The sequence below is a fragment of the Corynebacterium hylobatis genome, from assembly GCF_003955685.1.
Taxonomy (GTDB): Bacteria; Actinomycetota; Actinomycetes; order Mycobacteriales; family Mycobacteriaceae; genus Corynebacterium; species Corynebacterium hylobatis.
This window is the reverse complement of record NZ_RXHJ01000014.1, coordinates 17,151-37,915: the sequence shown is the minus strand read 5'-3', so window position 1 is coordinate 37,915 and position 20,765 is coordinate 17,151. Positions and strand designations below refer to the sequence as shown.

General features: G+C 64.6%; 19 protein-coding genes, 2 tRNA genes and 1 pseudogene. 15 read left to right on the top strand and 7 right to left on the bottom strand.

Annotated elements, in window-relative coordinates:
* Positions 1-474: 474 nt before the first annotated feature.
* The 7 genes and pseudogenes from EAH68_RS10590 to EAH68_RS10560 form a co-directional block, all read left to right on the top strand.
* Positions 475-661, top strand: a pseudogene (locus EAH68_RS10590) (IS1380 family transposase); the annotation flags it as partial.
* A 199-nt stretch (positions 662-860) separates the two neighbouring features.
* Positions 861-3,407 carry a DNA gyrase subunit A gene (gyrA, locus tag EAH68_RS10585; protein WP_126121308.1) on the top strand — a complete coding sequence of 849 codons (2,547 nt, stop codon included), beginning with the start codon at positions 861-863 and terminating at the stop codon, positions 3,405-3,407.
* A gap of 3 nt (positions 3,408-3,410) precedes the next feature.
* The gene (locus tag EAH68_RS10580; RefSeq protein WP_126121307.1) at positions 3,411-3,755 is read left to right on the top strand and encodes a DUF3566 domain-containing protein; all 345 of its coding nucleotides are present in this window, start codon (positions 3,411-3,413) and stop codon (positions 3,753-3,755) included.
* Positions 3,756-3,855: 100 nt separating this feature from the next.
* A tRNA-Ile gene (locus EAH68_RS10575) sits at positions 3,856-3,932 on the top strand.
* A gap of 7 nt (positions 3,933-3,939) precedes the next feature.
* A tRNA-Ala gene (locus EAH68_RS10570) sits at positions 3,940-4,012 on the top strand.
* 433 nt (positions 4,013-4,445) lie between these two features.
* The gene (locus EAH68_RS10565) at positions 4,446-4,934 is read left to right on the top strand and encodes a CAP domain-containing protein (protein ID WP_126121306.1); all 489 of its coding nucleotides are present in this window, start codon (positions 4,446-4,448) and stop codon (positions 4,932-4,934) included.
* 63 nt (positions 4,935-4,997) lie between these two features.
* Positions 4,998-5,933, top strand: coding sequence for a cation diffusion facilitator family transporter (locus tag EAH68_RS10560; protein WP_126121305.1), 936 nt, complete (start codon positions 4,998-5,000; stop codon positions 5,931-5,933).
* Here EAH68_RS10560 and EAH68_RS10555 read toward each other — a convergent pair.
* Both EAH68_RS10555 and EAH68_RS10550 read right to left on the bottom strand, forming a co-directional pair.
* Entirely contained in the window at positions 5,930-6,166 is a 237-nt protein-coding gene (locus EAH68_RS10555) for a hypothetical protein (protein ID WP_126121304.1), read from the bottom strand. The two genes, EAH68_RS10560 and EAH68_RS10555, sit on opposite strands and share 4 nt — an antisense overlap.
* 38 nt (positions 6,167-6,204) lie before the next feature.
* Positions 6,205-6,906 (bottom strand): hypothetical protein, encoded by a 702-nt coding sequence (locus EAH68_RS10550; RefSeq protein WP_206436396.1) that lies wholly within the window; start codon positions 6,904-6,906, stop codon positions 6,205-6,207.
* A gap of 305 nt (positions 6,907-7,211) precedes the next feature.
* Between EAH68_RS10550 and EAH68_RS10545 the strand changes: the two genes are divergently transcribed.
* The 6 genes from EAH68_RS10545 (at position 7,212) to EAH68_RS10520 (ending at position 14,207) form a co-directional block, all read left to right on the top strand.
* Entirely contained in the window at positions 7,212-8,186 is a 975-nt protein-coding gene (locus tag EAH68_RS10545; RefSeq protein ID WP_126121303.1) for a methylenetetrahydrofolate reductase, read from the top strand.
* A 54-nt stretch (positions 8,187-8,240) separates the two neighbouring features.
* The gene (gene metE / locus EAH68_RS10540; protein WP_126121302.1) at positions 8,241-10,547 is read left to right on the top strand and encodes a 5-methyltetrahydropteroyltriglutamate--homocysteine S-methyltransferase; all 2,307 of its coding nucleotides are present in this window, start codon (positions 8,241-8,243) and stop codon (positions 10,545-10,547) included.
* Positions 10,548-10,693: 146 nt separating this feature from the next.
* Positions 10,694-11,416: a DUF8548 family protein gene (locus EAH68_RS10535; protein ID WP_126121301.1), complete on the top strand. Its 723-nt coding sequence runs from the start codon at positions 10,694-10,696 to the stop codon at positions 11,414-11,416.
* A 46-nt stretch (positions 11,417-11,462) separates the two neighbouring features.
* The gene (locus tag EAH68_RS10530; RefSeq protein WP_126121300.1) at positions 11,463-11,984 is read left to right on the top strand and encodes a peptidylprolyl isomerase; all 522 of its coding nucleotides are present in this window, start codon (positions 11,463-11,465) and stop codon (positions 11,982-11,984) included.
* A gap of 78 nt (positions 11,985-12,062) precedes the next feature.
* Positions 12,063-12,710: a rhomboid family intramembrane serine protease gene (locus EAH68_RS10525; protein WP_241228414.1), complete on the top strand. Its 648-nt coding sequence runs from the start codon at positions 12,063-12,065 to the stop codon at positions 12,708-12,710.
* A gap of 687 nt (positions 12,711-13,397) precedes the next feature.
* A complete protein-coding gene (locus EAH68_RS10520) occupies positions 13,398-14,207 on the top strand; it encodes a DUF2382 domain-containing protein (protein ID WP_126121299.1) in 810 nt (269 codons plus the stop codon).
* 270 nt (positions 14,208-14,477) lie between these two features.
* Here the strand turns inward: EAH68_RS10520 and EAH68_RS10515 are convergent, their stop codons facing one another.
* The 4 genes from EAH68_RS10515 to EAH68_RS10500 all read right to left on the bottom strand — a co-directional run bounded on the left by EAH68_RS10515 (position 14,478) and on the right by EAH68_RS10500 (position 18,901).
* Positions 14,478-15,899, bottom strand: coding sequence for an MFS transporter (locus EAH68_RS10515; RefSeq protein ID WP_126121298.1), 1,422 nt, complete (start codon positions 15,897-15,899; stop codon positions 14,478-14,480).
* A gap of 148 nt (positions 15,900-16,047) precedes the next feature.
* Entirely contained in the window at positions 16,048-17,319 is a 1,272-nt protein-coding gene (locus EAH68_RS10510; RefSeq protein WP_126121297.1) for an NAD(P)/FAD-dependent oxidoreductase, read from the bottom strand.
* Positions 17,320-17,337: 18 nt separating this feature from the next.
* Entirely contained in the window at positions 17,338-17,664 is a 327-nt protein-coding gene (locus EAH68_RS10505) for a 2Fe-2S iron-sulfur cluster-binding protein (protein ID WP_126121296.1), read from the bottom strand.
* Between the two features lie 34 nt (positions 17,665-17,698).
* Complete coding sequence (locus EAH68_RS10500) at positions 17,699-18,901, bottom strand: cytochrome P450 (RefSeq protein WP_126121295.1); 1,203 nt, start codon at positions 18,899-18,901, stop codon at positions 17,699-17,701.
* A 116-nt stretch (positions 18,902-19,017) separates the two neighbouring features.
* Here EAH68_RS10500 and EAH68_RS10495 point away from each other — a divergent pair, with 116 nt between their 5' ends.
* Both EAH68_RS10495 and EAH68_RS10490 read left to right on the top strand, forming a co-directional pair.
* Complete coding sequence (locus EAH68_RS10495; protein ID WP_126121294.1) at positions 19,018-19,962, top strand: LysR family transcriptional regulator; 945 nt, start codon at positions 19,018-19,020, stop codon at positions 19,960-19,962.
* Positions 19,963-20,122: 160 nt separating this feature from the next.
* On the top strand, positions 20,123-20,443 hold the full coding sequence (locus EAH68_RS10490; RefSeq protein WP_126121293.1) for a nitroreductase family protein: 321 nt from the start codon (positions 20,123-20,125) through the stop codon (positions 20,441-20,443).
* A gap of 13 nt (positions 20,444-20,456) precedes the next feature.
* On the opposite strand, the gene crgA is transcribed toward EAH68_RS10490, so the two are convergent.
* Positions 20,457-20,723: a cell division protein CrgA gene (gene crgA / locus EAH68_RS10485; protein WP_126121292.1), complete on the bottom strand. Its 267-nt coding sequence runs from the start codon at positions 20,721-20,723 to the stop codon at positions 20,457-20,459.
* Positions 20,724-20,765 lie beyond the last annotated feature (42 nt).

Here is a 20,765-nt window from a genome sequence, read left to right as displayed (position 1 = left end):
CTGGCTCTGGTGGGGAATCCCGTTCGGCGGATCTGACAGCGGGGCGGGGCGGTACTGGACTTCGGTCCGGATGCCTCCGACGATGAGAGTGAAGGTAGTTTCGCGTGGAATCAATCGTCTCTGAGCAGCGAAAAATTTCATCGACTACCGGTGACGGCATGGGGTGGATGGGGGACATTTCCTGCTCACCAGCGGGTCGGATGCCCGACTGCGATTTCTCCTGAAAGGGAAGAGCAGCTGGGAATCAAAAACCGCCTCATGTGAAAGCGCGGGACGATTTTGAGGGTGTTGCAGTGGCCTAAAGTCAAGTTTGCTGCTTAGCCTGGATTTGCCGATGTGATTCGGGTTTAGCGGCGCGGGAAAAAGAGAAATACCCTTCCGAACTGGGATGACACGACTTGCCGAAGGTCTGTATCACCCATCCAGGAGGGCATCTCACAGGTACACGTATCCCACACTCACACAGCACCATCCATGTCCTTCGATGACCCCACCCTCGTGTCAACCCCCCCGACTGGTCCCGGCCATGCGCCTGGCCGACGAAGCCGGGCTGACTGCCCTGGCCCAGCACCGGATGACCGTCGCAGGCGACAAGGGTGTCCATGCCGGGGCGAAGATCACCACCCTGATCACCGGGATGGCCGCCGGTGTCGACTCCCTGACGGTGCCCGAGACCGATATCAAGCGCTTACTGAGGGCACATCGGTGAATCCAGGCTTAATTCCTGCTCGGCGGAAATGCTGATTGCTACTACTTTGATATCAGCAGGGATGGGTTGAACGTTGAGAAGCGCTCAAAACGGTCTTCAGGCTCTCACGGGTTAAGGTGGAGGAATCTAAACCCCCTACAAGAAGGTGATCATGAGCGACGACACCACCAGCGGTGGAGGAGACCTCTTCGACCGCATCCTGCCCATTGATATCAATGAGGAGATGCAGACCAGCTACATCGACTACGCGATGTCCGTCATCGTGGGTCGTGCGCTGCCGGAGGTCCGCGACGGCATGAAGCCCGTCCACCGGCGCATCCTGTATGCGATGTTCGACAACGGCTACCGCCCGGAGCGCGGTTTCGTGAAGTCGGCACGCCCCGTTGCGGAAACCATGGGTAACTACCACCCGCACGGTGACTCGGCCATCTATGACACCCTCGTGCGGCTGGCCCAGCCGTGGAACATGCGTTATCCCCTCATTGACGGCCAGGGCAACTTCGGCTCACGCGGCAATGACGGCCCAGCCGCCATGCGTTACACGGAGTGCAGGATGAGCCCGCTGGCCATGGAGATGGTCCGTGACATCCGGGAGAACACCGTCGACTTCTCCCCGAACTATGACGGCAAGACCCGGGAGCCGGATGTCCTGCCCTCCCGCGTGCCCAACCTGTTGATGAACGGCTCCGGTGGCATCGCTGTCGGCATGGCCACCAACATCCCCTCACACAACCTCAATGAGCTGGCCGACGCCATCTACTGGCTGCTGGAGAACCCCGACGCGGAGGAGAAGGAGGCCCTCGAGGCGTGCATGGGCTTCGTCAAGGGGCCGGATTTCCCGACCGCCGGCCTCATTGTCGGTGACCAGGGCATCAAGGACGCCTACACCACCGGCCGTGGTTCGGTCCGTATGCGCGGTGTCACGGAGATCGAGGAGGTGGGCAACCGTCAGACCATCGTCATCACCGAGCTGCCCTACCAGGTCAACCCGGACAACCTCATCGCCAACATCGCCGATCAGGTCTCCAACGGCAAGCTGGCCGGTATCTCCAAGATCGAGGACGAGTCCTCCGACCGCGTGGGTCTGCGCATCGTGATCACCCTGAAGCGGGACGCCGTGCCGCGCGTGGTGCTCAACAACCTGTACAAGCACTCCCAGCTGCAGTCGAACTTCGGCGTGAACATGCTCTCCATCGTCGACGGCGTGCCGCGCACCCTGCGTCTGGACCAGATGCTGCGTTACTACGTGGCCCACCAGATCCAGGTCATCATCCGGCGCACCCAGTTCCGTCTCGACGAGAAGGAGGAACGCGCCCATATCCTCCGCGGACTGGTCAAGGCCCTCGACATGCTCGACGAGGTCATCGCCCTGATCCGCCGCTCGCCCACCGTCGACGAGGCCCGCACCGGTCTCATGACGCTTCTCGACGTCGATGAGCTCCAGGCCGATCACGTCCTCGCCATGCAGCTGCGCCGACTCGCGGCCCTGGAGCGGCAGAAGATCATCGACGAGCTGGCCGAGGTCGAGCTCATCATCGAGGACCTCAAGGACATCCTGGCCAAGCCGGAGCGCCAGCGCGCCATCGTCCGCGACGAGCTCGCTGAGATCGTCGAGCGCTACGGCGATGAGCGTCTCACCAAGATCGTCGCCGCCACCGGTGACGTCTCTGAGGAGGACCTCATCGCCCGGGAGAACGTGGTGGTCACCATCACCTCCACCGGTTACGCCAAGCGCACCAAGGTCGACGCCTACAAATCGCAGAAGCGCGGCGGAAAGGGCGTGCGCGGTGCGGAGCTGAAGCAGGACGACATCGTCCGCCACTTCTTCGTCTCCTCCACCCACGACTGGATCCTCTTCTTCACCAACTTCGGTCGGGTCTACCGCCTCAAGGCCTACGAGCTGCCGGAGGCCTCCCGTACCGCCCGCGGCCAGCACGTGGCCAACCTGCTGGAGTTCCAGCCGGAGGAGCGCATCGCCCAGGTCATCCAGATCCAGACCTACGAGGATGCCCCCTATCTGGTCCTGGCCACCGCCCAGGGGCGGGTGAAGAAGTCCCGACTCACCGACTATGAGTCCGCCCGCTCCGCCGGTCTCATCGCCATCAACCTCAACGAGGGCGACCGCCTCATCGGCGCCGCGCTCGTCGACGAAGGCGACGACATCCTGCTGGTCTCCCAGCTCGGCCAGTCCATCCGTTTCACCGCCGATGACGAGCAGCTGCGCCCCATGGGCCGCGCGACCGCCGGCGTGAAGGGCATGCGCTTCCGGGGTGATGACCAGCTGCTGGCCATGACCGTGGTCCGTGACGGTGAGTACCTCCTTGTGGCCACCTCCGGGGGCTACGGCAAGCGCACCGCGATCAACGAGTACGCCACCCAGGGCCGCGGCGGCCTCGGCGTGGTCACCTTCAAGTACACCCCGAAGCGCGGTCACCTCATCGGTGCCGTCGCAGTGGAGGAGGATGACGAGATCTTCGCCATCACCTCCGCCGGCGGCGTCATCCGCACCGAGGTCAACCAGATCCGCCCCTCCTCCCGAGCGACCATGGGCGTGCGCCTGGTTAACCTCCAGGACGACGTGGAGCTGCTGGCCATCGACAAGAATGTCGAGGAAGAGGGTGAAGAGGAGGCCGAGGCAGTCGCCAAGGGCGACGTCGCCGGTCCGACCGAGCGCGCGCAGCAGAAGGGGCAGGAATAAGCCATGGCAACACGTGTCGTCTCCGTGACCCGGGTGTCACCGCTGTCCGCCTTCCGGGTCGGGCTGGCAATGTCACTGGTCGGGCTCGCCGCCTGGCTGATCGCTGTCGCCATTCTCTACATCGGGATGAGCGCGGCCGGCATCTGGGACCAGCTCAACTCCCTGCTCGGTGATATCGGCGGCGACCAGGCCGTGACCTTCGGCCTCGTCATGTCGGTTGCGGCGCTGCTGGGAGCCATCAGTGCCATCCTCACCACCGTCCTCGCTCCGCTGGGGGCGGTGGTCTACAACGCGATCGTCGACCTCTTCGGTGGTTTCCAGGTCACCCACCAGGAGGAGGCCGCCTGAAGGTCTGGTCCGGCATCGCCTGCCCGGAGGGAATCATCCCTTCTGAGCAGGCGATTTGTCTTATTGGGGAACTACTGGGTAATGTTACTTTTCGTTCCCAGGGCCTATAGCTCAGTCGGTTAGAGCGCATCGCTGATAACGATGAGGTCGCAAGTTCGATTCTTGCTAGGCCCACCAGGAACATGGGGCATTAGCTCAATTGGTAGAGCACCTGCTTTGCAAGCAGGAGGTCAGGAGTTCGATTCTCCTATGCTCCACACAATAAAGGGCCGCTGACCAGCACAAACACTGTGCAGGTGAGCGGCCCTTGTTCCTTTTCCTCCTCCCCGCTCCGGGCGTGGAAGTAGGTCTGGTGGGACAGGTTCTCTCCGGCGTCCCTCGGGAGATCCCTGTCGGGATCTGACTGAGGGGAGCCACCGGGTGGGGCCTATCCCACGACATTCCCCTTCCCGGTCGGACTTTCGGGGCGGCGCTTCAAAACGGGCGCGAACCCTGCCCGGACACCTGCCGTCGGGGGTAGTCTCGCATGTAGGGGTGCAGGGAAGGTTCAGGGATCCCTGCGCTTGAGGTCGCCCAGCTAAGAATGCTCTGTGAGTCAACGACATGAAAGGGTATTGAACCGCGTTTATATAACGGATCGGTTACGATATCATTTCGTTACAATCTCTCATCATACCGAAGGTGGAAAACATGAAGAATCTGAAGCGGGCTGCAATTGTCATGGCATCTGCCGTAGCTATCTCCGGCGGGATCATCTCCCCAGCCAATGCGCAGTCCTCCTTGCCGTCACTTGCCACGGCCCTGGGTCTGCATGTCATGCCGAGTGGTCCGGTCGCCCAGAATGCCGCACATATCGAGAACGAGACTATCCGTCTCCTCAACGACTACCGTGTCTCGCACGGCCTCAACCGCCTCGCCGTGGATCCCGGTCTGACCGCCCAGGCACGCGATTGGTCGCAGCGACTGGCGGATGGGGCGGCTACCCGCCACAGCAATCACAACGTGTTCGAGAATGTGGCCATGAACAGCCAGGCAGGTCCGGCCACCTTCTTCAATCAGTGGAAGAACTCCCCGGGCCACAACCGCAACATGCTTGAGGCGGGTGTCACCAAGGTCGGAGTGGGCGTTGCCTTTGACACCGCGGGCAAGGCCTACAGCACCATGCAGCTGTCCTGGTAGGCGCTGCCCGCCCCCATTTTCATTAAGGTTTCAATAGTGGGGGAGCGGGATTAGGCTGGGGTCATGAGCACCCACGCCCACCCCCGTGATGCGCACGAACATGGCCTCGGCGGCACGCACGCCACGTCCGCCCCGCTGCGCGCGCTCGCGGTGGCCTTCGGCATCACCGCGACGGTGTTCCTCGCGGAACTGGTGGGTGGCCTCGTCTCGGGTTCGCTGGCGCTGCTCTCCGACGCCATGCACATGCTCTCCGATGCCGCGGGGCTGATCATCGCGCTGCTGGCGGCGATGGTGGGGAAGAAGGCGACGTCGAGAAGCGCGACCTTCGGCTACCGCCGCGTCGAGGTGCTCGCGGCGATGGTCAACGCCCTGGCGGTCACGGGGGTGGTGGTGTGGATTCTCATCCGCGCAGTGGGGCGCTTCGGCCATGACCATGAGATCGACACCACGCTGATGCTGGGCGTCGCGGTGATCGGCCTGGTGGCCAACGCGCTGTCGGCCTGGGTGCTCTCCCGGCACGCCTCGGACAACCTCAACATCCGCGGGGCGTTCCTGCACGTGCTGGCGGACATGCTCGGCTCGGTGGCGGTCATCATCGCCGCCCTGGTCATCCGCTTCACCGGCTGGACCATGGCCGACACCATCGCCTCACTGGCGATCGTGGCCTTCGTGCTGCCGCGCTCGCTGACGCTGCTGTGGCAGACGGTGGAGGTCCTGCTGGAACGCGTGCCCCGGGGTATGGACACCCGCGAGGTGGTGGAAGCGCTCCGGGGGGTCAGGGGAGTGTTGGCGGTGCATGACATGCACCTGTGGTCCACCGACGGGGTGACACCGCTGGCCACCTGCCACCTGGTGGTCGACGAATCGTGCGTGCCGGCCGCCGGCTGCGGTGTGCTCGGCGATGCGCAGGAGGTGCTGCGCGGTTTCGGCATCGAGCATTCCACGATCCAGCTGGAGCATCCGGGCCACGTTGACAGCGAGGAGGTCTGCGGGCCTTAGGTCCCCAGCCCCACGCTGAACTTGGCGACCTCCGCGGCCCGCACCGCCCGGGGATGGCCCTCCAGGTCATCGCACTCGAAGACGGCGTCGGGGTTCTCCGATTCGACGACGGCGCGGAGGCGCTCGAAGTTGTTGACCTCCGGCAGGCCGTTCTCATCCTTCTCCTCGGACTGGGCCCGGAAGCGGTAGGTCTGGTCGTTGATGGTGGTGACGGTGAGCACGTTGGTCGTCATGGCGATGATTTTACCTGTGCCCACCGTCACATGCAGCCCTATTTCTTCGAACCGTCCTCGTCCGGGTTCGGGGCGAACTCCTCGGTGCCGGCAACCGGGGCGTCTGAGGCGTGCTCTTCCTCGGTGTCGTCGATTTCCTCGGCGTCCTCACCGGCCTCGTCCATGGCTGCGGATCGGTGCTTCTCCAGCTGCTCGTCGAGGGACTGCATGAGCTCCTCATCGACCTCCGCCGGCACGCCCTCCTCCGGGTCACCGGTGGTGGTGGAGTAGACCAGGGTTGCCTCGGCCTCCGCCGCCTTCTCGTCGGCCGTGCCGGCGCCGGAGAAGTCCTCGACGCGCGGCGGGGTATCGCCCGGCTCCGGCTGCTGGCGCAGGTACCAGTAGACCGCGCCGGCGACGGCGGAGAGAGTGAGGGCGCTGAGCCCCACGAGGGTGAAGGTACGGCGGCGCTTCGCGGCGCGGGCGCGCTGCTTCGAGGGACGGTTGTCGGCGGCCTTCTCCAGGCGCTTCTTCGCGGAGTCGAGGCGGGCGTGGGCGGCCTGCGTAACCTGGCCCGCTTCACGACGCCCCTCGTCGATGAGCGCCTCGCCGCGCGAGCGGAGGTCATCGAGGTCGACGCGCGAGGCGGCGTCGGAAAGCAGCTCGTAGGCCTCCCGGGTCTTCTTCTCGTTGTACTCCTTGACGCGTGCGCTGATCGCGCTCGCGGCGCTGAGCGCCATCTTCAGTGTTGCGGTGTTCACGGCCACGCTCCTTCAGTTCGGATTCTTCTCCCTCAAGCGTAGCCAGATTGGTCCGCGCCCGCCCTCGGTCCGGGGCTGTGAATCCGGTACGAAAACAAACTGGACCGCTTGGTTCATTTTGGGCCGAAAAAACGGCTTTTGAGGCGATTTATATTCATACCATCATTGGCACATACGTGCAGGTCACAGCATTGGTACTACGTGATATTTTTGAAAAAACTACCCCGCGTCTTCCGTTCCGTTGCTACATTCACAGCCATTCGCCCCACCGGGGACAGGCCCCACACCAGCAAGGAGGATCGGACATGAACACAACTGCAGCACACGACAGCACGAAGCGCCGCTTCTCCGCCTCCGCACCCCTGGACACCTTTGATCCCGCCGAGGCACACCAGCCGCATGTGCCCGCCCGCACCTCCCTCTCTTTCGAGGTGATGCCCCCGCGCCACGACGCGGACGAGGCGAAGATCGAGGAGCTCCTGGCCACCCTCGAGTCCTATAACCCGGACTACATCTCCGTCACCAGCTCACGGAACTCCGGCTGGCTGGAGGGTACCGCGGAGTTCATCGCGAAGATCTCCGCCCGCACCCGGATCCCCACCCTCGCCCACCTGGCGTGCACCGCCGGGAACCGCGATGAGCTCATCGGCTGGATCAACCGGCTCATGGACTCCGGCGTGCGCGGCCTGCTGGCCCTGCGCGGCGACTACGCCGAGGGCCAGACCGCCATGCTGGAGGGCCACCTCCCGCACGCCACCGACCTGATCAGCCTCATCCGCTCGATGGAGAACGAGCAGCGCGCCCGCTTCGGCGCCGGCCGGCTCGCCATCGGCGTGGCCGCCTACCCGAGCGGCCATGAGGAATCCGCCAGCCGGGACGAGGACATCGACGTCCTCCTGGCCAAGCAGCGCCTGGGCGCGGACTTCGCCATCACGCAGCTCTTCTTCGACGCGGAGGACTATCTCCGCTTCGCGGAGAGAGCCCGCCTGGCGGGGGTACGTATCCCGCTCATACCGGGAATCATGCCCATGACGAGCGTCGCGAGACTGCGCCGAATGGGCCAGCTCTCCGGACTCAACGTCCCCGACCGGCTGATCCGCCGGCTGGAGACCGCGGGACCGGAGGGCGAGTACCAGACGGGCCTCGACCTCACAGCCGAGCTCGCGCAGACCATCCTGGCCGCCGGTGCCGGTGGGATGCACGTGTACACGTTCAACCGGCCAGACACCACCACAGAACTGCTGGACCGCATCGGCATCTCACCCCGGACCATCGCCTAGCGCGGTTCAGCTTCTCCTCATTACCTGCGAAATTTCTCGAAAGGCCTCCTTTCCATGTCTTCTTTCCCCACCTTCACTATCGAGGGTTACCCCCGTGTCGGCGCCAACCGTGAGCTGAAGAAGGCCCTCGAGTCCTTCTGGGCCGGCCGCATCGACGAGGAGACCTTCACCTCCTCCGCGCACTCCATCCGCCTGGAGAACTACGCCCGTCTGCGTGACCTGGGCCTCGACGCCGACTACGCCATCCCGGCCGACGTCGCCCTCTACGATCACGTGCTGGAGACCGCACTGACCGTCGGCCTCATCGGCGGCGCGGCCGAGGAGATCGACCTCACCGAGTACTTCGCCCTGGCCCGCGGCAACGCCGAGCGTTCCCCCCTCGAGATGACCAAGTGGTTCGACACCAACTACCACTACCTGGTCCCCGAGGTTGCCGACGCCGGCACCTTCACCCCGCGCCCGCAGCGCATCCTCGACATCGTCGCCGAGGCGAAGGCCGCCGGTCACCTCGTCCGTCCCTTCCTCGTCGGCCCGGTCACCCTGCTGGCCAAGTCCAAGCCGGTCGAGGGCGCGGGCAACCCGCTTGAGCGCCTGGCTGAACTCACCGAGGCCTACAAGACCGTCCTCGCCGCCCTGAAGGAGGCCGGTGTCGAGTGGGTCCAGCTGACCGAGCCGGCCCTGGTCTCTGACCTGACCATCGCCACCGACGAGGAGCTGGCGCAGCACGCCGCCACCACCTACGCCGAGATCCTGGGTGAGACCAACCGACCGCAGGTCTTCCTCTCCACCCCCTACGGCTCCCTGCGTGCCGGCCTGCAGGCACTGGCCCAGGCCGGTCCGGAGGCCCTGCAGGTCGACCTGGCCCCGGCCACCCTCGCCGCCGATGCGGGTTACGCCACCCGTGTCGCCGAGGCCGTGAAGGCCGCGGACAAGGGCACCACCCTGGTTGCCGGTGTCATCGACGGCCGCAACGTCTGGGCAGCTGACCTTCGTGAGCGCCTCGCGGTGCTGGAGGAGCTGAAGGATGCGGGCGTCGAGAAGCTCACCGTCTCCTCCTCCGTCTCCCTGCTGCACGTGCCGCACACCGTCGCCGCCGAAACCTCCCTGCCCGTCGACGTCGCCGGCTGGCTCTCCTTCGCCGACGAGAAGATCGGTGAGGCCGGGGCCCTGGCTGCGGCACTGGCCGGCGGCACCGTCGCCGCCGCCGAGGACTTCGCCCGCTCCGACCGCGCGGTGCGCACCCGCCGTGAGTCCGCACGCACCCACAACGAGGCCGTCCAGGCCCGCGTCGCGGCACTCCCGGAGGGCCAGGTCGCCCGCCAGCCGGAGTTCGCCGCCCGCATCGAGGCCCAGAAGGCCCTCAACCTGCCGAAGCTGCCGACCACCACCATCGGCTCCTTCCCGCAGACCGCCGAGATCCGCAAGGCACGCGCCGACCACCGCACCGGCGCCCTCAACGACGAGCAGTACACCGAGGCACTGAAGAACGAGGTGAAGTCCGTCATCGAGCTGCAGGAACGCCTGGGTATCGACGTCCTCGTCCACGGCGAGCCTGAGCGCAACGACATGGTCCAGTACTTCGCCGAGCTTCTCGACGGCTTCGTGGTCACCGAGAACGGCTGGGTCCAGTCCTACGGCTCCCGCTGCACCCGTCCGCCGATCGTCATCGGCGACGTCTCCCGCCCGGAGGCCATGACCGTCGCGTGGGCGAAGTACGCCCAGTCCCTGTCCGGGAAGCACGTCAAGGGCATGCTCACCGGACCGGTGACCATCCTGGCCTGGTCGTTCGTGCGTGATGACGTCCCGCTGTCCGTCTCCGCCGATCAGATCGGTGTGGCGCTGGCAGACGAGGTCTCCGATCTCGAGGAGGCAGGCATCCAGATCATCCAGATCGACGAGCCCGCCCTGCGCGAGCTGCTGCCCCTGCGTGCCGATGCCCGCCCCGAGTACCTCGACTGGGCCGTGCGCTCCTTCCGCCTGGTTTCCCTGGATGCGGCACCGACCACCCAGATCCACACCCACCTGTGCTACTCGGAGTTCGGCCAGATCATCGACGCCGTCGCCGCCCTCGACGCCGACGTCACCTCCATCGAGGCCGCCCGCTCCCGCATGGAGCTGCTCGAGGACCTCGAGGACTCCTTCCACTCCGAGATCGGCCCCGGCATCTGGGACATCCACTCCCCGCGCGTGCCCTCTGTCGGTGAGCTCACCGAGCTGATCAAGGCCGCCCTGGTCAACGTGCCCACCGAGCGCCTCTGGGTCAACCCGGACTGCGGCCTGAAGACCCGCGGTTACGCCGAGACCGAGCAGTCCCTGCGCAACATGGTCCTTGCCCGCGACCTCGTGGTCGAGACCCTCTAAACCGCTCTCCCGCTCCGAGGGCAGCGCGCTCAGCCGGTCGGCTGAGCGCGCTGCTTTTCCATTTCCCCGTCCCACCTGATTCCGGCGATCCATAAGAGTATGCTTATGGCCTACATCACACCCTGGCCGCCGAATCGAGAATCAGCGTGAATACCACCATCCCTGAGACCCAGACCCTGATCGACTACTGCGAGAAGCAGTTGGGGGACCCCATCCTGTGGCGGACCCCGGCGGGTTACCCCGACAGCCTGGCGATGTGCCTCATTGATGCGCTTTATTCGCCCGGCTCCAGTTACAAGTCGGTGGTCGGTGTGATGCTGCGCTACCGGGTCCGCCACCCCTACGGGGGCGAGCACGGGGCGGAGAACCTGCTCCAGTCGATCACCGAGGCCAATGGGCCGCGGCTGTGGGCGGAGGCCGTGACGCGCAACGTCGATCCCGCCGAGACCAGTTCGGGCGTGGAGCTGAAGAGCAGGATTATCCAGCAGGGGGCACGGTTGATGATCGATCTGGGCCTCGGCACCGTGGATGACCTGCATCGAGTGGTGGCAGACAATCCCCGGGACAATCCGGTACGCACCGGTTGGCTGGAGTTGGAGAGCCAGAGCGCCGGGATCACCTACGACTATCTGCTGATGCTCGCCGGGCTGCCTGCATCCACCCCCGACTGGATGGTGCTGCGTTTTCTGGCGGAACTGCTGGGTCAGGACACCGGCATCTCCCTGCCCGCGGCACACAATCTACTCCGGCAGACAGCCAGTCGTCTGGAGATCGACCCCGGGTGTCTGCACCACATCATCTGGCGGGCGGTGGCCGGGCTGGAACTGCGCGATCTGCCTGAGGACATGCCCACGGTGGCCGGTAAGTAGCCTGCCGGCCCCGCACGGGCGCGTAGGTTTCGCTACGATGTCCCACATGACCAACAAGACCGCTACCGCGACGCTGCACACCAACCGCGGCGACATCGTCATCGAGCTCTTCGGCAACCACGCACCGGTGACCGTCGACAACTTCGTCGGCCTGGCCCAGGGCACGAAGGACTACTCCACCGAGAACGCCAAGGGCGAGAAGACCGGCCCGTTCTACGACGGAGCCGTCTTCCACCGCGTCATCAACGGCTTCATGATCCAGGGCGGCGACCCGACCGGCACCGGCCGTGGTGGCCCGGGCTACAACTTCGCCGACGAGTTCCACCCGGAGCTGGGCTTCGACCGCCCCTACCTGCTGGCCATGGCCAACGCCGGCCCGGGCACCAACGGCTCCCAGTTCTTCATCACCGTCGGCCCGACCCCGCACCTGAACAACCATCACACCATCTTCGGTGAGGTCACCGACGCGGAGTCCCAGAAGGTCGTCGACGCGATCGCCACCACCGGCACCGACCGCATGGACCGCCCGGTTGAGCCGGTCGTCATCGAGTCCATCACCATCGCCTGACCCAGTCTTCCCGCAAGGCCCGCCCCCGTTGTCCAGCAACGGCGGCGGGCCTTCCCCTTTCCCCAGGAGTTCCTCCCCGTGACCATCCTGCGCCGGTGGTGGCATGACGTCCCCGCCACCACCCTGTTCACCCTCGTGGCCGTTGCGGTCTACGCGATCACCGCCCTGCAGTCCCGCTCCCTGATGTACAACCTCTCCGGCTCCTCCCTCGGCGACAGCTGGCTCCTCTACGGGCCCGAGGTCTCCGCAGGCGGACTGGACCGGCTCCGGGCCCTGGGTGCGGTCTTCCTTCACATCGACCTGGGGCACGTGGCCATCAACGGCTTTCTGCTGCTGCTCATCGGCCGGGAGATCGAGCGCTTTGCCGGGACCGCGTTATACGCCGCAGCCTTCCTCGCCGGTGGGATCGGGGCCTCCGCGACCGTGCTGTGGCTGGACTGGTCCACCCCCACCGCAGGGGCTTCCGGGGCGATCTTCGCCCTCATGGTCCTGCTCGTCGGCATCACCCGCGTCCGGGGTGGGGACCTGCGCGCCCCCATGATCCTCATCCTGGTCAATGTGGTCTACACCTTCATCGCCCCGAATGTCTCCCTGTGGGGGCATCTCGGTGGCCTGTTCTTCGGCCTGCTGATGGTCTTCTTCCTGGTCCAACCTCAGCCCCGGGTGCGCTGGGCGGGTGTCCTCGGTGTGTTTGTCCTCGCCTGTGTGCTGGTGCTGCTTGTGTAAATTGTGGGTAAAAAGTTATCCACAGGCTGTGGATCAATCTGTGGATATTGTCACCGTCACACCTTGTCCTAAGTTGTCCCCAGCTTGTGGATAACTTTGTGGAGAGTTTTCCCCACCTGCGCAGATGTTCGATAAAATCACCGATATGGCAGGTCAGTGACATGTCTCCGAGCAGGGAAACGGCCATATTCTGGAAATTACAAGAATGTAACTATCCACAGTGTGGATAACATCTGTGGATGAATTCCGCCCCTGGGGGGCGGGAGATAATGCCCGGAGATTATCCACCGCCCTGGGGATAACTCGCGGGTTGTCCACATTCAGTCTGTTCTCCGGGCCACGGGGCCAAGTGGCGGGGATGGCAGCACTCCTCCGGAATAGCGCCCAGAGGCGCTCAGGCGACAGTGGGGGCGACCGCACCCGGCTGAAGGCAGCAGGATTTTTCTCTTGCTCATCCGCACAGAAAATCCTGTTCTCCCTGGTGAGGCTTTCAGGTTCCTGTGTGTTTCATGTGGGAAAAGTCACAGGTCCCTACCCGTGCCGCGACATAAGTGCATGTGCATGGATTCCGCTCCTAGGCTGGGCCGTGCACAACCAAGAACGAATATGAAGCATCCGCCGGAGACCGGTAGCCGCTCAAGGGCAGAGTCCCGGACGGATGGATCACCGAACGAAGGAGTGCAACAAATGGTCAACCGCAATATTCAGGATCTCACCCACGCCACCGCCTATGACAAGAACGGCGACAAGCTGGGCTCCGTCAAGCAGGTGTACGTCAATGACGCCACCGGTCAGCCCGACTTCGTGGAGGTGGGGCACGGTCTCTTCGGCATGAGCTCCAGCCTGGTGCCTCTCCGCGGCCACCAGCTCACCGGTGAGGAACTGCGCCTGAGCTTTACCAAGGACCGTATTCAGGACGCCCCCGACATCAACGATGACGCCCATCTCACTGATGAGGACCAGTCCCTCATCTACCGTCACTACGGCCTGGAGGGTGCCCAGAACACGGAGAACTACGACGCTGATCTCCGCGATTACGACCGCGATCGTCTGGTGGACCGCGAGGCCGCAGGTTTCGCCGGCGGCACCGACGTCACCACCGGCCGGCGCGACGATGTTGATGCCGACTCCTCCCTGACGCTCTCCGAGGAGCGCGTCAACGTGGACAAGGAGCGCGTCCAGACCGGCGCAGTCCGACTGCGCAAGTACGTCGTCCACGACACGGAGACCGTCGAGGTTCCGGTGGAGCGTGAGGAGGTCCGCATCGAGCGAACCCCGGTCGACAGTGACCGGGCCGTCCGTGGCGGCGACCTCGGTGAGGATGAAGCCTCCGTGACCCTCAGCGAGGAGCGCGTGAACGTCAACAAGGAGACCGTCCCGGTGGAGGAGGTCGGCCTGCACAAGGAGACCGTCCGCGAGGATGTCGCCCGCGAGGAGCTCGACGTCGATGGCGCCGTTGACGGTGACATCGAGGGTGACCCCACCCTCCGCCGCTGACCCGGTTCGACCCTTCTGATGATGACGGGGCCCTGTCCGACCATTCTGGTCGGGCAGGGCCCCGTCATCTACGTAGATCAGTGGTGTTAAAAAAATCCGATGAGTGGCACCCACGTATCCTGACCCGCAAGGAGAGCCACCGCCCGGAACCCTGTTATTCAACCCGCCGGGAAAATCCCCGGTTGAACAACACGCTGAATCTGGTGGAGCCACCCAAGAGTCACGATGCCAGGCGGGTCACATGGTCCTTCGGAGAGGTCAAGGAGGAGATCAGACCTCGACCATCTCCTGCTCCCGCTTCTGATAGCGGGGTGAGGTACGGAGAACAGCGTACTTCTCCTGCTCCTCCTGTTCGCCAATTCCGAGCGGGCGGCCGGGCTTGTCCTGAAGGACCAGGGCGGCGGCGGTACCGATGAGGAACATGATCGACAGGTAAGTGGAGACCGCCAGGGTAGTTCCGGTGGCGCTGAGCAGGGCCTGGGCGATCAGGGGTGCGAAGGCGCCGCCGAGGATGGCGCCGAGGGCGTAGGAGATGGATACTCCCGAGAACCGGACATTGGCGGGGAACAGCTCGGCGTACCAGGAGGCCTGCGGGCCGTAGGTCAGACCAAGGCCGATGGCGAATAAGCTCAGTCCCAAGGTGAGCATCCAGATATTGCCGGTATTGACCAGGAGGAAGAGAGGGAAGGCCATGGTCAACAACCAGGCGTAACCGATGAGGAAGGTCTTGCGGCGCCCGATGGCGTCGCTGAGGAAACCGGCGGCCAGGGTGGCGACGAACCAGACGGCGGCGGAGGCGGTGACGGCAAGCAGAACCTCGGTCCGGTCGAGACCGACCGGCCCCTCCGGGTTGGTGGAATAAGCGGTGATGAAACCACCGGTGGTCATGTATCCGCCGGCGTTATTGCCTGCGAAGAGCAGGGCGGACACGATGATCAGCGGCCAATGGAAGCGGAAGAGCTTGGCCACCGGTGCCGAGGTCTGCTCCTTACGTTCTGCGATTTCCTGGAACACGGGGGATTCATCCACTGAACGTCGGATGAAGTGGCCGATGAGCACGAGGACGAAGCTCAGGAGGAAGGGCACACGCCACCCCCACTCGAGGAAGGCATCACCCGGAGTGATCACCCCTGTCATCAGGGCAAAGACACCAGCTGCCAGGAGCATGCCGAGGGGAACACCCAGCTGCGGATAGGTGCCCGCCAGTCCGCGGCGGTGGGCGGGGGCGTGTTCGACGGCCATCAGGGCCGCCCCGCCCCACTCACCGCCAGCGGAGATGCCCTGCAGGATGCGCAGCAACACCAGGAGAAGAGGGGCCGCCACCCCGATGGTGGCGTAGGTGGGCAGCAGGCCGATCATCGTCGTGGCCACGCCCATCAGTATGAGAGTCGCTACGAGCACGGCACGGCGGCCTACCCGGTCACCCAGGTGGCCGGCGAGGAAGGCCCCCAACGGACGGAAAAGGAAACTGATCCCGACGGAAGCGAAAGAGAGGATGAGCCCGACCTGTTGGCCGGCAGGCTCGAACATGAGGTGTGTGAAGACGAGGCCAGCGGCCTGGGCGTAGATGAAGAAATCGTACCATTCGACGGTGGTGCCGGCGATGGTGGCGAAGGCGACGCGGCGCTGACTGACAGGCTTCGCACTGGTTTCCGCTACTGCAACGGTCGGGGTGGGTTGAAGCACAGACATGGCGGGCTCCTCGGGGAGGCATGGGGGAAGTGGCCGACGGCGGTGCTTTTCAGGCAGTTCGGAGCACACGCGCCACAGGCAGGCTGTCGATGGTGGAGGACCGTGCTAATCACGGCTCTGGGGGAAATTTCGAGAAGGGACGGAATTTCTAGGCGGGGACGAGCACCCGGCGGGAGTGTTGTTTGAGGCAGAAGCCAGGAACAGAGGCCTCAGCCACCGTCACCGGAACGGGCTGGGTGAGAAGCTTGCGGGCGGCCATGTGCTCGCCCGGTGAATTCACCGACTCGACAGCTGCCAGCTTGCCGTCGGAGGTGAAACGGAGCACGGAAAACTTACCCGATGCAGGATTGCCCAACACCAGGTTGTCGGTGGAATCCGGGCCACTCACACCCGCGATCTGCAGTTTGAAAGCCCCCTGGTGGGACCAGAACCACGGCAACGCCCCGTAGGCGGTCAGGGGTGCTCCGCTGTGGGAGGCGATGAGGTTCCGGGCCAGGAGACGTCCCTGGTCGGTGGCGTTCTGCACGGATTCGATGCGGGTGCGGGCACCACCTGGCCCTGTGGGGAGGGTGGCGCAGTCACCCAGCGCCCAGACGCCGGGGCAGGAGGTGCGGAGGAACTCGTCCACGATCACCCCGTTGTGGACGTCAATGCCGGTGTCGGAGAGCATTTCCACGTTGGCGACAGCACCGATGCCCACGACCACTACATCGGCGTCGTAACGTCGTCCCTTGTCGGAGATCACGCGTCGGACGCGTCCACCGCTGCCCTGGAATTCGACGGCCGACTCCGCGTCACACAGATCGACCCCGTTGTCCCGGTGGCAGCCGGCGAACCAGTCGGACATGACGGGGCTGACGGCGCGGGCCATCGGGGGAGCCGCTCCTGCCAGGACCGTGACGTCAATGCCCCGGCCCCGGGCCACGGCCGCGATCTCCAGACCGATGAAACCGGCCCCGACAACGACCATCGTCCGGGCGTTCATCAGGTCCTCGCGCAGTGCGTGGGAGTCCTCGATGGTGCGGAGGGTATGAACGCCGGCGAGATGTGTGCCGGGCACCGGCAGTTGGCGCGCCCGTGTGCCGGTTGCGATGATCAGGTCGGTGTAATCCAGATAACCACCCGTGGCCAGGTGAATCCGTCTCCGGTCAGGTTCGATCGATAGGGCGGCTGTACCGCGGCGCAGGTCGATGTGGTTGTCGGTGAAGAACGACTCGGCGCGCAGCGGCAGAGCTTCCGGCATTTCTGAGGCTGCGCGGGCATCCAGGAAATCCTTGGACAACTGGGGGCGTTGATACGGCAGGACGGTCTCGTCCGAAAGCATTGTGAGCCGTCCGCGGTAACCCTCGGCGCGGAGCGAATCAGCTGCCTGGATCCCCGCCTGACCGGCACCGATGATAACGGTGTGATGCAGTGACATGATGGAAGACCTCGCGTTCTATACCTGGGTGGCGGGGACGTCGACCTCGATACGGTCGAGTGGGCCCCCGGCCGTGATCTGACAGCCCAGCCGGCTGCGTCGCTCATCCCGTTCCGAGGAGGTGACCTCAAGCATCTCCTCCTCATCCTCGGACATGTCCGGTAGCTGGTCGACGTATTCATCGTGGACGTAGACGTGGCACGTGGCACACATCGCCTGCCCGCCGCACTCACCGACAATGCCGGTTACCCCGTTGGACAGGGCCGCACGCATCACAGAGGTTTCTGGGTCGGTCTCGATGTCACGGCGGGTGCCGTCGGTGAGGTTAAAGGTGATGGTGGACATGGAATTTCCTCATTTCTGTTGGAGTGTCTGGGGTTTAGGTATTCCAGATGAGCGGGAGGCTGAGCATCCCGCGGAAGACCCATCCGCCTTCAACCGCCTCATTGGCAGGGTCGAGCGCCAGGCCGTCAAATTCGCGGAACAGCTGGGGCACCGCGATCTGGGCGACCATCGCCTTGGCTATCCACGCACCGGCGCAGAAATGGATGCCGGAGCCGAACCCGAGATGGGGCAGCTTTTCCCGGAAGATGTTGAAGGACTCGGGGTCCTCGAACTGGCCGGGATCGCGGTTGGCGGCACCGACATTGACACCGAGCCGAGAGCCCGCCTTCAGATGCACCCCCTGCAACTCGACGTCCTTGACCACCTGACGGGAGTACATGCCGATGGGGGCGACCCATCGGACGGCCTCATCGAAGGCGGGCAGCCACAACGACTTGTCGCGGCGGACCGCCTCAGCCTGCTCCGGGTTGGACAGCAGGGCCCAGGCCAGGGTGCCGATGACATCGCGCGGTTCGTTGAGTCCACCGCCGATGGTCATCTTGAGATTGGCGCGGACGTTTGTCATCGGCATGCCGTATTCCAGCACCTGTGACAGAAGCGTGTGGTTCGGATTGGCCTTCAGGCGCGGGAGCATTTCATCGATGGCGGCGTCCACCTCGTCGTAGGCGCGCTCGCTGCGGGCCCAGACCTCCGGATCATCGGCGTAGTTTCCGGTGCCGTCGATGAGCGCCTGGCTCCACCGCTGCAGGTCCTCCTGAGTGATGTTCTCGAAGCCGAGGATGGCACGCAGGTTCTCGGCGGCCAGGGGAGCGGCGAATTCGGTGTGGAGGTCCGCGCCGGGCCCCAGGGAGCGGTAATGCTTCAGGTAGTGGTCGGTGTTCTCCTGGAAGATTCCGGTCCAGATGCTCTTGATCGCTTTGGGCTTGAGCACGTTTCCGTAGCCGCGGCGATCGTCGGCATGCTCCGGGTCGTCCTTGCGGAGCATCGAGTGCCCCATGGCCCGCTTCATCAGCGAACCCTGTTCATCCGCGGTGAAGTTCTCGGTATCGTGGTCAATCTCGTGACAGGCGTCGTAGCTGACGACCAGGTACCGGTTGATGGCAGGTACCCAGTGCACGGGCGCCTCCTCCCGCAGGCGGCGGTAGATCGGGTACGGATCGTGGTAGAGCTCCGGGATGGTGACCCAGTCAGCGACGGGAGCCTCCATCGCGGTGGTGTTGAGAGCGGCAGTGGTCATGGGCCCGCCTTTCTGTGATTTGTGTGGTGATGTGAACGTATTGTGACTTGTCGCATATAGTTGGGTCAAGCGTATTATTTCGTTCAACTTCCACGGAAAAATAGAGGAATGGACTTATGTCGATCCCGTTCACCTTTCGACAGTTGGAGGCCTTCATAGCCGTGTCCCGTGCGGGGAGTATCACCGGTGCGGCCGACGACCTGCTGAGCTCACCGTCCGCAGTCTCGGCCGCCATCACGGAACTGGAGCGTGGGCTCGGCGTCACCCTGTTCGAACGCAAGCGCTCCAAAGGAGTTCTTCTGACCACCCACGGGGAGCATCTGAAGACCTTTGCCTCAACACTGCTCGAGGGGGCCGCCGCGGCCGCTTCCGCAGTGGCGGAGACCGACCAGGAGATCCAGGGAACGATCCGCCTGGGGAGCTACTCCTCGCTGTCGGCGACCCTGCTGCCGATCCTCCTCGCCGAGTTCTCCCGGGACCACCCCCAGGTCTTGTTCGAACTTCCCGGCGGCAACCAGGACGAGCTGAGACAGATGCTCGACAAGGGTGAGATCGACGTTGCCCTGACCTACAACCGTTTCCTGACCCCCGACGTGAATTTCCGTAGGATTCAACGTCGCCACCCCTACGTCCTCCTGGCCAGAGATCATCCACGTGCGGGGCAGAGCAGCGTCACGCTCGCTGAACTACAGGACGAGAATTTCATCCTGCTGGACCTCTACCCCAGCCGGGAGAACACCCTCAGCTGGTTCGAGGAGGCCAATATCCGGCCCCGGATCAAATGGGTCACCAAGGAGGCGGCCCTGGCGCGCGGCCTTGTGGGTCGCGGCCTCGGGTACACCATCCTGCTGCAGCCCTACGGGCACAACTACACCGTGGACGGATCCGAGGTGGTCCCCCTGCCTCTGGAACCCCGGCCGTCCCCCATCGACGTCTTCGTCGTGTGGCGCACCCTCCCCTCCGGGGAACCACTCAGGATCCGGAAGTTCGTCGACCACATCTCCGCGTCGACGGAGCACTTCCCGGAGATGACGAAAGGCGGGGAAGTGCGAGACGGGTGAGGATGATCAACGCGCCCCTACTCACCGCGGAGATCAGTCACTCACCGAAAACCGATCGGTGGATTGAGGTTGAGGGCAATCGTGCCCACGGGATATTCAGCTGTGCTGAAGACCTGTGAAGTTGGTGACTACGGAAGAATCTCGACAAATTGCACTCTGAATGGTGGACACCGGCATCGGCCGCCGCGTGGAAGAGGCCGCTGGTGCGGATACCGCGGTTGTCGGCAGGGTGGCTGAGGGAGGTTCCTGCGGCGGTTATGTCACGAGTCTGCTGCTGTCCGCGGAGAGCCTGGGCATCGCTGCGGTGCCCCAGGCAGCGATCGCGATGTACCCGGATATCATCCGCCGCGAACTCGGTCTCGGGGAGGAGCGGAAGATCGTGTGCGGTGTCGCCTTCGGCTACAGGGACACGGGCCATCCGGTGAACTCATTCAGGACGACCCGGGCCGACATCGCCGATGTGGTCGAGTGGTACTCCTGACAACCGGGGAACGTTAACGCCAGCCCATGGTCATGAGCAGGCCGAGGACGAAGAGGCCGAAGCCGAGGCCGTAGTTCCAGGCGCCGAGGTCGACCATGAAGGGCACCTGGGGGCCGACGAGGTAGTTGATGATCAGCCACGCAAGTCCCGCGAGCATCAGCCCGAACATGACGACCTTGTACCAGAGCGGGGTGCCGCCGGTGTTGATCTTCACCGGTGCGCGGTTGGTGGAGGAGGTCGCGTGGGCGAGGGGGCTCTTGGTGATCTTTGCCTTGGGCATCGTGTCGGCCTTTCCGTGGAGTGTCAGGTTCAGGTTAGCAGC

Coding starts and splice junctions, on each gene's coding strand:
- crgA (WP_126121292.1), bottom strand. CDS start 20,723: ATGCCCAAGGCAAAGATCACCAAGAGCCCCCTCGCCCACGCGACCTCC.
- EAH68_RS10530 (WP_126121300.1), top strand. CDS start 11,463: ATGACCAACAAGACCGCTACCGCGACGCTGCACACCAACCGCGGCGAC.
- EAH68_RS10515 (WP_126121298.1), bottom strand. CDS start 15,899: ATGTCTGTGCTTCAACCCACCCCGACCGTTGCAGTAGCGGAAACCAGT.
- EAH68_RS10545 (WP_126121303.1), top strand. CDS start 7,212: ATGAACACAACTGCAGCACACGACAGCACGAAGCGCCGCTTCTCCGCC.
- EAH68_RS10495 (WP_126121294.1), top strand. CDS start 19,018: ATGTCGATCCCGTTCACCTTTCGACAGTTGGAGGCCTTCATAGCCGTG.
- EAH68_RS10500 (WP_126121295.1), bottom strand. CDS start 18,901: ATGACCACTGCCGCTCTCAACACCACCGCGATGGAGGCTCCCGTCGCT.
- EAH68_RS10505 (WP_126121296.1), bottom strand. CDS start 17,664: ATGTCCACCATCACCTTTAACCTCACCGACGGCACCCGCCGTGACATC.
- EAH68_RS10560 (WP_126121305.1), top strand. CDS start 4,998: ATGAGCACCCACGCCCACCCCCGTGATGCGCACGAACATGGCCTCGGC.
- EAH68_RS10490 (WP_126121293.1), top strand. CDS start 20,123: ATGGTGGACACCGGCATCGGCCGCCGCGTGGAAGAGGCCGCTGGTGCG.
- EAH68_RS10565 (WP_126121306.1), top strand. CDS start 4,446: ATGAAGAATCTGAAGCGGGCTGCAATTGTCATGGCATCTGCCGTAGCT.
- EAH68_RS10580 (WP_126121307.1), top strand. CDS start 3,411: ATGGCAACACGTGTCGTCTCCGTGACCCGGGTGTCACCGCTGTCCGCC.
- EAH68_RS10510 (WP_126121297.1), bottom strand. CDS start 17,319: ATGTCACTGCATCACACCGTTATCATCGGTGCCGGTCAGGCGGGGATC.
- gyrA (WP_126121308.1), top strand. CDS start 861: ATGAGCGACGACACCACCAGCGGTGGAGGAGACCTCTTCGACCGCATC.
- EAH68_RS10555 (WP_126121304.1), bottom strand. CDS start 6,166: ATGACGACCAACGTGCTCACCGTCACCACCATCAACGACCAGACCTAC.
- metE (WP_126121302.1), top strand. CDS start 8,241: ATGTCTTCTTTCCCCACCTTCACTATCGAGGGTTACCCCCGTGTCGGC.
- EAH68_RS10520 (WP_126121299.1), top strand. CDS start 13,398: ATGGTCAACCGCAATATTCAGGATCTCACCCACGCCACCGCCTATGAC.